9 protein-coding genes are annotated in these 12,181 nt (G+C 71.1%); 4 read left to right on the top strand and 5 right to left on the bottom strand.

The window, feature by feature from the left end:
- The first annotated feature begins 24 nt into the window (after nt 1-24).
- Entirely contained in the window at nt 25-387 is a 363-nt protein-coding gene (locus RGQ06_RS06620) for a DciA family protein (protein WP_432427356.1), read from the top strand.
- 79 nt (nt 388-466) lie between these two features.
- Complete coding sequence (locus tag RGQ06_RS06625) at nt 467-2,398, top strand: DNA gyrase/topoisomerase IV subunit B (RefSeq protein ID WP_432427355.1); 1,932 nt, start codon at nt 467-469, stop codon at nt 2,396-2,398.
- Nucleotide 2,399: 1 nt separating this feature from the next.
- On the opposite strand, the gene RGQ06_RS06630 is transcribed toward RGQ06_RS06625, so the two are convergent.
- Nucleotides 2,400-3,101 carry a hemerythrin domain-containing protein gene (locus RGQ06_RS06630; protein WP_432427354.1) on the bottom strand — a complete coding sequence of 234 codons (702 nt, stop codon included), beginning with the start codon at nt 3,099-3,101 and terminating at the stop codon, nt 2,400-2,402.
- Nucleotides 3,102-3,272: 171 nt separating this feature from the next.
- Here RGQ06_RS06630 and RGQ06_RS06635 point away from each other — a divergent pair, with 171 nt between their 5' ends.
- Entirely contained in the window at nt 3,273-3,743 is a 471-nt protein-coding gene (locus RGQ06_RS06635; protein ID WP_432427353.1) for a pyridoxamine 5'-phosphate oxidase family protein, read from the top strand.
- Complete coding sequence (locus RGQ06_RS06640) at nt 3,734-5,122, top strand: GAF domain-containing protein (protein ID WP_432427352.1); 1,389 nt, start codon at nt 3,734-3,736, stop codon at nt 5,120-5,122. The genes RGQ06_RS06635 and RGQ06_RS06640 overlap by 10 nt, the downstream gene beginning before the upstream one ends.
- 5 nt (nt 5,123-5,127) lie before the next feature.
- Here the strand turns inward: RGQ06_RS06640 and RGQ06_RS06645 are convergent, their stop codons facing one another.
- From RGQ06_RS06645 to gyrA, 4 genes are read right to left on the bottom strand one after another with little or no spacing between them, the layout of a single operon-like run.
- Nucleotides 5,128-7,041 carry a diguanylate cyclase gene (locus tag RGQ06_RS06645; RefSeq protein WP_432427351.1) on the bottom strand — a complete coding sequence of 638 codons (1,914 nt, stop codon included), beginning with the start codon at nt 7,039-7,041 and terminating at the stop codon, nt 5,128-5,130.
- A gap of 41 nt (nt 7,042-7,082) precedes the next feature.
- Entirely contained in the window at nt 7,083-8,969 is a 1,887-nt protein-coding gene (locus RGQ06_RS06650) for a diguanylate cyclase (protein ID WP_432427350.1), read from the bottom strand.
- Nucleotides 8,970-9,016: 47 nt separating this feature from the next.
- Nucleotides 9,017-9,352 (bottom strand): pilus assembly protein TadG-related protein, encoded by a 336-nt coding sequence (locus RGQ06_RS06655; protein ID WP_432427349.1) that lies wholly within the window; start codon nt 9,350-9,352, stop codon nt 9,017-9,019.
- A 47-nt stretch (nt 9,353-9,399) separates the two neighbouring features.
- Nucleotides 9,400-11,880, bottom strand: coding sequence for a DNA gyrase subunit A (gene gyrA / locus RGQ06_RS06660; protein ID WP_432427348.1), 2,481 nt, complete (start codon nt 11,878-11,880; stop codon nt 9,400-9,402).
- Between the last annotated feature and the right edge of the window lie 301 nt (nt 11,881-12,181).

The following is a 12,181-nucleotide window of genomic DNA, read 5'->3' on the forward strand; positions in this document are numbered from 1 at the left end:
GTGGGGGAGTGCCACACTCGGCGCGTGGACCGCGACGACGACCTCGACGAGCTCCAGGTGGCACTCACCACGACGCCACCGAGCGAGCTCGCCTCCCTGCTCGACCGGGTGGTCCGGGGCATGGGCTCACCGGGCACCGACGCCATCGAGCTGGTGTTCAACCGCTGGTCCGACGTGGTCGGGGGCGTGCTCGCCACCAAGACCCGGCCCGTCTCCCTCGAGCGCGCCACGCTGGTGCTGCAGGCCGACGACCCCGCGGTCGTGAGCCACGTGAAGTGGCTGGAGCAGGATCTGCTCACCCGCCTCGACGAGCTGCTGGGGCCGGGTCGCGTCACCGCCGTCGAGGTCCGCGTCGCCCGCCCGGGACGCCCGTCGCGCCGGGCCTGAGCGGGCCCCAGATGGCCGGGATGTCCGACCCCCGCTGGTAGGATGCCACCACTGTCATTTGGTTCCTGAGGAGTGTGTTTTGGCTGCTGAGACGACGTCGTACGGCGCCAACAACATGCGGGTCCTGGAGGGTCTCGAGGCCGTCCGGAAGCGTCCCGGCATGTACATCGGGTCCACCGGACCGAACGGCCTGCACCACTGCGTGTGGGAGGTCGTCGACAACTCCGTCGACGAGGCCATGGCCGGCCACGCCACCCGCATCGACGTCACGATCCTCCCCGACGGGGCCTGCCGGGTCGTCGACGACGGTCGTGGCATCCCCACCGACATGAACAAGCAGCAGGGGATGTCGGGCGTGGAGATCGCCCTCACCAAGCTGCACGGCGGCGGCAAGTTCGACGGCGAGGGCTACAAGGTCTCCGGCGGCCTCCACGGCGTCGGCGTCTCCGTCGTCAACGCGCTGTCCAGCAAGGTCATCGTCGAGGTCGACCGCGACGGCAAGCACCACGTCATGGAGTTCGGCGACGGCGGCAAGCCCCAGGGAAAGCTGAAGGTCACTGGCGACTCCCCTCGGGGCCGGACCGGCACCACGGTCACGTTCTGGCCGGACGACACCATCTTCGAGACCACCGAGTTCGTGTCCCGCACGATCCTCGAGCGCCTGCAGATGATGGCCTTCCTCAACAGGGGCCTGGAGATCCGCTACCAGGACCAGCGCGAGGGCCACGACAACGAGCGCGTGACCTACAAGTACGCCGGCGGCATCCAGGACTTCGTCCGCCACATCAACAAGACCAAGGATGCCCTCTGGTCCAAGGTCGGGTTCCTCGAGGGCAAGGACGACGCGGGCACGCAGGAGGTCGAGGTCGCCTTCCAGTGGAACACCGGCTACAACCGCGACGGCATCCACAGCTTCGCCAACGGCATCTCCACCATCGAGGGTGGCACCCACGAGGAGGGCTTCAAGACGGCTCTCACCCGCGTGGTGAACAACTACGCCAAGGACAACCGGCCCGGCAACGTCAAGGACCTGGTCCTCACCGGTGACGACGTCCGCGAGGGCCTCACGGCCGTGGTGTCCGTGCGCCTCCAGGAGCCCCAGTTCGAAGGCCAGACCAAGGCCAAGCTCGGCAACACCTCGATGCGCTCGCTGGTCACCAAGGTCACCAACGAGTACCTGGCCCAGTGGTTCGAGGAGAACCCGACCGAGGCCAACAAGGTCATCAAGAAGGCCTACTCGGCGGCCCAGGCCCGCGAGGCGGCCAAGAACGCCCGCAACGCCATCCGCTCCAAGACGCTGCTCGACGGCGCCGGCATGCCCGACAAGCTCAAGGACTGCTCGGCCAAGGACCGCGCCGAGCGCGAGCTGTTCATCGTCGAGGGCGACTCCGCCGGCGGTTCGGCCGTGTCGGCCCGAGACCCCCGCACCCAGGCGATCCTTCCCATCCGCGGCAAGATCCTCAACGTCGAGCGGGCCCGCATCGACAAGATGCTGAAGAACACCGAGATCCAGGCCCTCATCTCCGCCATCGGCGCCGGTGTGGGCGAGGAGTTCGACGTCGAGAAGCGTCGCTACGACAAGATCATCGCGATGTGCGACGCCGACGTGGACGGCTCCCACATCCGCACGCTGCTGCTCACCTTCTTCTTCCGCCAGATGAAGCCGCTCGTCGAGGCCGGCTGCATCTACATCGCCCAGCCGCCGCTGTTCTCCACCCAGGTGGGCAAGTCCAAGATCTACCTGAAGGACGACCGGGCCCAGCGGGCGTTCCTGGCCGAGCACCCGAACCACAAGAAGGACTTCCAGCGCCTGAAGGGCCTGGGCGAGATGGACGCGTCCGAGCTCGAGGTCACGACCATGAACCCGGAGAGCCGCACGCTGCTCCGGGTCACGGTCGAGCAGGCCGCGCTGGCCGACGAGGTCATGTCCGTGCTGATGGGCGACGACGTCGCCGCCCGCAAGGACTTCATCGTCACCAACGCCAAGGACGTCAAGTTCGTCGATATCTAGGTCACCGACCGAGGCGGGCGGCCAGGGCCTCGAGCTCGCGCTGGTCGAGCACCGAGGTCGCCAGGCTCCACACACCGGCGAAGACCTCGGCGGGCGCGCCCGCCTGCATGCCCCCGAGCAGCTCGACGCGGTCGTCGATGTTCATGGCCGGGAGCATGACGGCGAGGCTGGTGGCCAGCTCATCGGGTGGGATCGAACCCACGACGGCCTGGTGGATGTCGAGGCAGGCGTCGGCGCCGATCGCGTCCTCGAGCCCCGGCATGATCACCCGCTCCTCGAGGTCCTGGTGGGCGAGGTAGGAGCTGGTGAACGAGGCGAGCTCGACGTAGAGGCGATGGCCGTTCCAGCGAGGGTTCCCCGGGCCGTCGACGATGTCGGCGGCCTGCTCGGCGAGCAGCGCGATGCGGGCCTCGAGGCGCTCGTGGTCGGACGCCACCTGCTCCGCCAGGGCGGGCAGGTGCCGCTCGAGCACCGGCTGGACGTGGCCGTCCTCGTGCTCGGCGTGGATCACGAGCAGCTCGACGATGCGGTGGACGTGGGCGGCGAGGTCCGCCTTGTCGGCGTGGTCGGTGGGATCGACGTTGCCGGCCCGCTCGGTGACGCCGAACAGCTCGGCCCGGATGCCCTTGTGGATGTCCCGGTAGAGGTCGACGACGACGAGGCGGAGGGGGACGGTCGGGGTGGTGGTCTCGATGGTGGTCACGTGGTTCTCCTGACGGAGCGGTGCTCGGCGGTCCCGAGGCGCGTCCCGCTCCTGGATCGCATGATCCGGGATCCCGATGGACCGTGCTCCTCAAAGCACCGGCATGGAATGCTAAGAACATCCGAACCGGCACGGGACCGGCGGCGAGGCACGGCGTCAGAGGTGGCATCGGTGATCGACGAGGCCCTGCGGGCCTTCCTGGAGCGGGGCTGCGCCACGATCGTCGGCACCGCATCCGCGGACGGGGTGCCGCACGCCCAGCGGGGGTGGGGATGCTCGGTCGTGGGCCCCACCACCGTCCGGCTGCTCCTGGACGCCTCCGACGCGGAGCTGCGCACCCACCTCGACGCCGGTGGACCGATCGCAGTCACGAGCGCGGATGTGCGGACGCTGCGCTCGGTGCAGCTCAAGGGACGCGTCACCGAGGTGGAGAACGTGCCGGGCCCGGCCGACCTCGAGCGCTGCCACGTGCACAACGAGGAGCTGTTCCGCGACATCGAGGAGACCGACTTCTTCCCCCGGCTCCTCACGGAGCGGATGGTGCCCCCCGGCTACCTGGTCGCCGTCGTGGAGGTCGAGGAGCTGTACGACCAGACGCCCGGCCCGGGTGCGGGCGCGCAGGTGGAGGCGGGATGGACCTGAACGTCGAGCGGCTCACGCTCCGCGACATCGCACCCTGCTTCGAGGGCGCCATCCCCTCGGTCATCGCCACCGCCTCGGCCCAGGGCGTCCCCAACGTCACGTACCTCTCGAAGGTGCGCATGGTCGACGACGAGCGGGTCGCGCTCTCCAACCAGTTCTTCTCCAAGACCGCGAAGAACCTCGTGGAGAACCCCGAGGCCGACCTGCTCGTGATCGACCCCCGCAGCTACGAGCAGTACCGGCTGCACCTGCGCTACGAGCGCACCGACCGCCGGGGCCCGGTCTTCGACCGCCTCCGCGTCGACGTCGACGTCGCAGCCGCGCTCGAGGGCATGCAGGACGTGTACCGGTTGCGGGCCGCGGACGTCTACCGGGTGACCGACATCCAGTCCGTCCCGTCGGGTCTGCCGCCCGTGGACCGGTCGGCCCTGGCCGGGGCCCGGGACGGCTTGGACGCCGGCCGGATCTCGGAGCTGAGCCTGCGCCTCGGCCGGTGCCCGGACCTCGACACCATGGTCCAGACCGCGGTGTCGGGCCTGGCCGAGCTGTTCGGCTACGAGCACTCGCTGCTCCTCCTGGTGGACGAGGAGGGCACCCGGCTCTACACCATCGCCAGCCACGGCTACGACGCCGAGGGGGTGGGCTCCGAGGTCGCGCTCGGCGACGGGCTCATCGGCCTCGCGGCCGAGCGGTGCACCCCCGTCACCGTCGGGAACGTCACCCAGGTCAGCAAGTACTCGCGCCGCGTGCGGCGGTCCTACGAGGACAGCGGCGCTGTCTCGCCGGGGCGCGAGGTGCCGGTGCCGGGGCTCCCCGATTCGGCGAGCCGCTGCGCCGTGCCGGCGATGGTGCTGGGTCAGCTCGTCGGCGTGCTCACCGTGGAGAGCCGCAAGACGGTCGCCTTCGGTCCCGCGGACGAAGCGATCCTGACGGTCGTCGCCACGATCCTCGCCAACGCGATCGAGTCGGACCGGGCCCACGAGCGCGACGCCCTCCCGATGGCCCCTGCTGCTCCGGGGCAGGCGAGGTCGTCCAGCCAGGTGGGGGAGGCCACGCACGTGCGGTTCTTCGCCGTGGACGGCAGCGTGTTCCTCGACGGCGAGTACCTCATCAAGGGGGTGGCCGGCCGCCTGCTCTGGGCCCTGCTCGGGCACCACGAGCGCGAGGGCCGCACCGACTTCACCAACCGGGAGGTCCGACTCGATCCGAGCCTCGACCTGCCCGCCTTCCGGGACAACTTCGAGAGCCGCTTGATCCTGCTGAAGCGGCGGCTCGACGAGCGGGAGGCGCCGATCCGGATCGAGAAGACGGGCCGGGGCCGGTTCCGGCTCCTCGTCTCGGGCGCGGTCCGGCTCGACCAGGTCGACGACGGCAGCTGAGCGGCTCAGGTCATCCGGTCGAGGCGGCGTCCCGTGCCGGGCGCCCACGCCACCCGGTCCCGCCCGGCGTCCTTGGCCTCGTAGAGGGCCAGATCGGCGGTCCGCACCAGGTCGTCGACGGTGGCGGTGTCGGGGCCGGACACGGCGGCACCGATGCTGCACCGCAGCGAGACCTCGGTCCCGTCGCTGGTGCGCACCGTCCGGGCGCGCACGGCGTCGTGGAGCCGGTGGGCGAAGCCGTCGGCGTCGGCGTGGCCTCCCTTCGGGAGGGGGCCGACGACCAGGAACTCGTCGCCGCCGAGCCGGGCGACCACGTCGCCGTCCCGGGTGGCAGCGACGAGCGCGTCAGCGACGCCCCGGATGGCCTCGTCCCCGGTGGCGTGGCCGTAGGTGTCGTTGATCGCCTTGAGGCCGTCGAGGTCGATGAAGAGGGCGAGCAGGGAGGAGCCGTCCCGCTTCGCCCGGGCGAGATCACGAGCGAGGGCCTCCATGGCCGCGCCCCGGTTGAGCAGACCGGTGAGGGCATCGTGGGAGGCGAGCTCGACGAGCTCGGCCCGGCGGGCCTCGGCCTCCGCGATCGAGGCCCGCAGGCGGTCGATGGCCGCCTGCATGGCCTCCCCGGTCCGCCCGGGAAGCGCCTCGTCCAGCACCGGTGATCCGGGGTCGGCGGCGAGGGCGACGGCGTGGTCCTCGACCGCGGCGAGGGTGCCGGACATGTCGTTGAAGGCGCGGGCCATCGCGGCCAGCTCCCGGGGACCCCGGTCCGGCAGCGGTTCGAGCTGGAACTCCCCGGCCTCCACCTGGCGCACGGCGCCCTCGAGCCGGTGGACGGGCCCCGTGATCGCCCGGGTCATCGCCGTGCCGACCCCGATCGACACGACCACGAGCGCGCTCATCCCCAGCAGCTGGATCGCCATCGTCCGCTGGGCCCACGCCGCGTGCTCGGAGGCGGCCTCCTCGAGGTCGACGGCCGCGGCCCGGACGACGTCGGTGAGCAGGATCGCCCAGCGGGCCCCGTCGGTGAGGCTGGCGGCGAGGACGGCCGGCTCGACGTCGCCGAGCGGCGGTGCGACGCCCAGGCCGATCTGGGTGGCCACATCGATCGCCTCCTCGGTGCGCTGCGCGGCCGGGGAGGACTCCAGTCGGTCGAGCGTGCCGGCCAGGCGCGGGCTGGCCGTCTCCCGTGTGGCGTCGAGCCCGGCGGCGAACCGGGCGGAGCTGTCGATCAGCAACCGGGTCCGCGTGGCGGTCGGGGTCGAGGTGAGCAGCGCGATGGTGTGGTCGATGCGGTCATCGCTGACGCTCAGGGCGGTCATGACGCCGCGCAGGCTCCGCAGTCGCATGCGCAGCCCGGCCGGCAGGGCCTCCTGGTCGGCGTAGCGGTTCACCTCCTCCATCGCGGCCTCCCAGGCGAGCTCGATCGTGACGTCGGTGATGTCGAAGAAGGTGCTGACCGCCTCGTAGTCGGCGGAGCCGAGGTCGATGCGCGCCCGGAACCGCTGCAGGGGTTCGTCGAGGGCGAGGGTCGTGCGCAGATCGGCGAACCGGGTGCTGTCGACGACCGCCCGGGCGCCGGCCAACCGGGCCCGCGTCACGTCGAAGTCGAAGTCGAAGGTGTCCTGGGCGTCCCCGTCGTACCCGGCGGCCAGGGCGAGGAGGTTGCTGTGGGTCTCCTCGGCGGCGAGCGCCGACACGAACTGCGTCTGGAGCGCGAGGTCTGCGGCGCGGGACTCCAGTGCCAACGATGCCGAGCGGACCACGTACCGGTCCCGCACCACCGACCCGGCGACGAGGGTCGCTCCCAGGAGGGGCACGAGCATCCCGACCAGCAGCAGCACGTGCAGTGGATAGCGACGAGCGCGCCGGGGGTCGGGGAGGTGCGGCGCGCCCATGTCCCCTTCATCGGACGAATCGGGCACCGAGTGAAGGGTACAAGGGCCCGATCTGCGCGCTGTTCGCGCTATCGCGGGGTGCCGTCACGTGGTTCGGGGCTCGCGTCGACCCAGGCGATCCGGTCGCGGCCGGCATGCTTGGCCGCGTACATGGCTTCATCGGCGGCGCGGACCAGGCCCTCGGCGGTGGCCGTCCGCTCGTCGGACAGGGCCACCCCGATGGAGCACCGCAGGGGTGCGGCCTCGTCGTGGTCGAGCGTGACGGACTGCAGGGACACGGCGGCCCGGATGCGCTCGGCGAAGGCGGCGATCTCCTCCCGACCACCCTCGGGCACCGGACCGACGACCATGAACTCGTCCCCGCCGAGCCGGGCCACCACGTCGCTCTCGCGGGTCGTGGTGCGCAGGGCCTCTGCGGTGCGGACGATGGCCTCGTCGCCGACGTCGTGGCCGTAGGTGTCGTTGAGCTGCTTCAACCCGTCGAGGTCGACGTAGAACGCGAGGAGGTGCGTGCCGTCGCGGCGGGCGCGGGACAGGTCGCGCTGGATGGCGGTGAAGGCCGCGGCCCGGTTGAGCAGGCCGGTGAGGCCGTCGTGGGTCGCCAGCTCGAACAGCTCGGCGCGGTGGGTCTCGGCCTGGTGGACCGAGGTGCGCAGCCGGTCGATCGCCTGCTGCAGCGCGAGGCCGGTCCGTCCGGGAAGCGGGTCGTCGAGCACGGGATCGTCGGGGTCCTCGGCCAGGGCGACGGCGTGGTCCTCCACGGCCGCGAGGGTGGCCGCCATGTCGTTGAAGGCCACGCCGGTCTCGCGCAGCTCGCTCGGGCCCCGGACCGGGACCGGGTCGGACTCGAAGTCCCCGGCCTCCACGCGGCGCGCGGCCGCCTGCAGGTCACGGGCCGGTCGGGCGAGTGCCGCGGCCGTGACCAACCCGACGGCCACCGACGCCAGCACGAGGCCGGCGGCGAGCAGGGTCTCGTTGCGGACGTCGTAGCCGGCGTCGGCCGCGTGGGCGTCGGCGGCCTCCGAGAGGTCCCGCGCTGCGGCGCCGACCACCTCGGTGAGCAGCAGCCCCCACCGCTCACCGTCCGCCAGGCCGGCGGCGACGAGGCCGAGCTCCAGCTCCTGCCAGGGCGGCGACGAACCGAGCCCGACGTCGACCGCCGCCGACAGGGTCGATTCGGTGATCGCCACGGACTCGTCCTGCTCGAAGGTGCGCCAGGCGCGCTCGGCCGCCGATCCCTCGGGGGGCGTGGCCCGCAGCACGGCCATCGCGAACCGGTCGTTGAGGCCGACCAAGCGCTCGGTGGCCGCCGTGGTCGGCCCGTCGAGGAGCAGCTCGAGTGCGGTGTTGATGCGTGGCCCACCGAGGGAGAACGCCTCGATCGAGTAGCGGAGGGTGCGGAGCCGGGCGCGCACCGCCCCGGTCTGGGGTTGCAGGTCTGCGGTCCGCTCGATCTCGGCGAGGTCGACCTCCCACTGCTCGGCCAGCGCCAGGTTGAGCTCGGTGAAGACGTCCGAGACCGCATCCCGGCCGGCGCGGCCGGCGTCCAGGTCCGCGCGCAGGTCATCGAGGCGGCGGAGCTCGTCGGCGACGACCGGCCCGGCCTCCTCGGCGCGGGCGTCGTCGACGGCGCCGCGGGCGTCGGCCAGGTCAGCCCGGACCCGCCGCGCGTCGATCTGCTCGGTGTCGTCGGCGTCGATCCCGAGATCGAGGGCGAGTCCGAGCACCGTCGAGTGGATCTCCTCGGTCGCCACGGCCGAGCGGAAGTCGATCCCGGCCCGGAGCTGGTCCGCCGCATCCCGGAGGCGGACCGATGCGTCCCGTTCGTCCTGCTTGCCGGCGATCTCCCTCCCCGAGATGACGGCGAGGCCGAGCACGGGCACGAGCAGGCCGAGGAGGATCACGCTGCGGATGCGCAGCCACCCGATCCCCGTGCCGACCCGCTGCGAGCTCATCCCACGAAGCATGCCCGGTGGGGCTCGCAGCGCACCATGGCCCCGGGTCATCGGTCGGGCGGGGATGGCGTCTCCAGGCGGAGGGAGCGCTCCGCCCGAGCGGTGGCCCGCCGATCCCCGACCATCACGGTGACCTCGACGAGGTCGCCCCGGGCCTGGTAGTCGATCAGCTCGCCGCCGTTGGCCTCGGCCACGGATCGGGCCGCGTCCTCGCCCTCGAGCGCGCCGGCCAGGGCTGCGGCGTCGGCGGCGGAGCGGGCCTCGGCCCGTTGGACCGTGGCGCGGACGAGCAGCCCGGTGGGGACGAGCAGGAGCCCGGCGAGCACGAGGACGACGGCCCACAGCGGTGTGGCCTGCCCTCGGTCGGAGCGGTGGATGGACATGGCGACCTCCCAGGAGCGCAACCCGGGGGAAGTCGCCAGCGGGAGGGCTACTCCTCGCTGTCCTCGGAGAACAGTACCGGCGCCACGGCAGCGACGTGGACGTCGTCGGAGACGTCCATGACCTTGACGCCGGTGGCGTCGCGACCCTGGGAGGAGATGCCCCGGACCTCCATGCGGATGGTCGTGCCGGTGGAGGCGATGACGAAGATCTCGTCGTCGATGCCGACCATGAACGCCGAGACGACCTCGCCCTTCTTGGCCGTGATCTTGATGCCCCGGACGCCCTGGCCACCGCGGCCCTGGGAGTTGAACTTGTCCAGCTGGGTGCGCTTGCCGTAGCCGGCCGTGGTGACGATGAGGATGGCGGTGTCGTCCCGGGCGACGTCGCAGGACACGACCTGATCCTCGTCGTCCTTGAGCTTCATGCCCCGCACGCCGGCGGCGGCCCGGCCCATCGAGCGGACCTCGCTCTCGTTGAACCGGATGGTCATGCCCCGCTTGGACACCATGAAGATGTCCGAGTTGCCGTCGGTGGGCAGGACCTTGACCAGCTCGTCGCCGTCGCGGAGGTTGATGGCGATCAGCCCGGTGCGCAGCCCCGAGTCGTACTCGGAGAACTTCGTCTTCTTGACCTGGCCCTGCTTGGTGGCGAAGAAGAGGTAGGGAGCGGTCTCGTAGTCGCGGGTGTCGATGATGGCCTCGACCCGCTCGTCCGGCTCGAGCTGGAGCAGGTTCACGATGGCGGTGCCCCGGGCCGTGCGGTCCTTCTTGGGGATCTCGTGGGCCTTGAGGCGGTACACCTTGCCGCGGTTGGAGAAGAACAGCAGGTAGGCGTGGGCCGTGGTGGTGAGGATCTTGGTGACGTAGTCCTCGTCGCGCAGCTTGGCGCCGGCGACCCCCCGGCCGCCGCGGCCCTGACGGCGGAAGCTGTCGGCCTCGACGGTCTTGATGTAGCCACGGTGGGACAGGGTGACGACGAGCTCCTCGTCGTCGATCAGGTCCTCGATGTCGATGTCGCCGGGATCGAGGGTGATCTCCGAGCGGCGGTCGGTGGCGTAGTCGGCCCGGATCTGGACCAGCTCGTCCTTGATGACCTGGCGGAGCTTGGCGTCGTCGGCCAGGATCGCCTCGAGCTCGGCGATGGTCTCGGCCAGCTCGGCCAGCTCGGACTCGAGCTGCTCGCGGCCGAGCCGGGTCAGGCGCGACAGCTGCATGTCGAGGATGTGCTCGGCCTGCACGTCGGAGAACTCGAAGGGTTCGGCGATGAGCGCCTCGCGAGCGGCGGGCTTGTCGGCCGAGGCCCGGATGGCGGCGATGATCTCGTCGATCATGTCGAGGGCCTTGATGAGGCCTTCGACGATGTGGGCCCGGTCCCGTGCCTTGCGCAGGCGGAACTCGGAGCGCCGGGTGATGACCTCGATCTGGTGCCCGACGTAGGACTGGAGCGCCTGGAGGAGGTTGAGGGTGCGGGGCACCCCGTCGACCAGGGCGACCATGTTGATCGAGTAGCTGGTCTGCAGCGGGGTGTGCTTGTAGAGGTTGTTGAGCACGACGAGGCCCGGGGCGTCGCGCTTGAGGGTGATCTCGAGCTTGGTCGCGCCCTTGGCCGAGGCGTCGTTGACATCGGCGATGCCCTCGACGACCTTGTCGTTGACCAGCTCCTTGATCTTGGCGGCGGTGGCCGAGATCGAGGTCTGGTAGGGCATCTCGGTGACGACGATGGTGTCGCGCTGCTTGCCCTCGATGATCTCGGCCCGGGCCCGGAGCTTCACGGTGCCCTTGCCGGTGGTGTAGGCGTCGATCACGCCCTGGCGGCCCATGAGCAGGGCGCCGGTGGGGAAGTCCGGTGCCTTCACGAACTTCATCAGGTCCTCGACCTGGGCTTCGGGGTTCTCGAGGAGGTGGACGGTGGCGTCGATGACCTCGCCCAGGTTGTGGGGCGGGATCTTGGTGGCCATGCCGACGGCGATGCCCTCGGAGCCGTTGACCAGCAGGTTCGGGAACCGGGCCGGCAGGACGGAGGGCTCGGTGAACTCGCCGCTGTAGGTGTCGGTGAAGTCGACGGTCTCCTCGTTGATGCCGTCGAGGAGGCGCATCGCGAGCGGCGCGAGGCGGCACTCGGTGTAGCGGGCGGCAGCCGGGCCGAAGTCGGGGCTGCCGTAGTTGCCGTGGAAGTCCACCAGCGGGTGGCGCAGCGAGAAGGGCTGGGCCATGCGCACGAGGGCGTCGTAGATGGCGCCGTCGCCGTGGGGGTGGAAGTGGCCCATGACGTGGCCGGTGATGCGGGCGCACTTCATGTGGCTGCGGTCCGGGCGGGCGCCGATGTCCTCCATGCCCCACAGGATCCGGCGGTGCACGGGCTTGAGGCCGTCGCGCGCATCGGGCAGGGCCCGCTGCATGATCACCGACATCGCGTACTCGAGGAACGAGTTCTCCATCTCGTCCTGGAGCTGGATCGGCTCGATGTCGAAGTGCTCTTCGTCGGTGGCCGTGCCGTCGCCGGGCGGCGGGGGGCTCTGATCAGACACGGGCAGGCTCCTGGCGGTGGGCGGTGGGTGCAGCCGGGCGGTCGATCACCGTGTCGCGCACCGCTCCCCATGGGGGAGCCGGGGGCACAGGGGTGACCTCTCGGCGAATCACAACAGGGTGATTCTAGCCGCCGGCACCGACAGGACCCGGGAGTGACGGCGCTTCCGCACGCTCCGTGGTGGAAATCTCACGAGCGCAGCACGTCGCGGGGTGACCACGGAAAGTGTCGGACGGATTGCCACAGAAAGTCGTCAGATCGCGCATATCGGGGTTCACCTCCACCGCCGCCCTGGACAGAGA

Origin of the sequence: Salinilacustrithrix flava, assembly GCF_041228405.1 — a bacterium.
GTDB lineage: Bacteria > Actinomycetota > Acidimicrobiia > Acidimicrobiales > Salinilacustritrichaceae > Salinilacustrithrix > Salinilacustrithrix flava.

Coding starts and splice junctions, on each gene's coding strand:
- RGQ06_RS06650 (WP_432427350.1), bottom strand. CDS start 8,969: ATGAGCTCGCAGCGGGTCGGCACGGGGATCGGGTGGCTGCGCATCCGC.
- RGQ06_RS06640 (WP_432427352.1), top strand. CDS start 3,734: ATGGACCTGAACGTCGAGCGGCTCACGCTCCGCGACATCGCACCCTGC.
- RGQ06_RS06655 (WP_432427349.1), bottom strand. CDS start 9,352: ATGTCCATCCACCGCTCCGACCGAGGGCAGGCCACACCGCTGTGGGCC.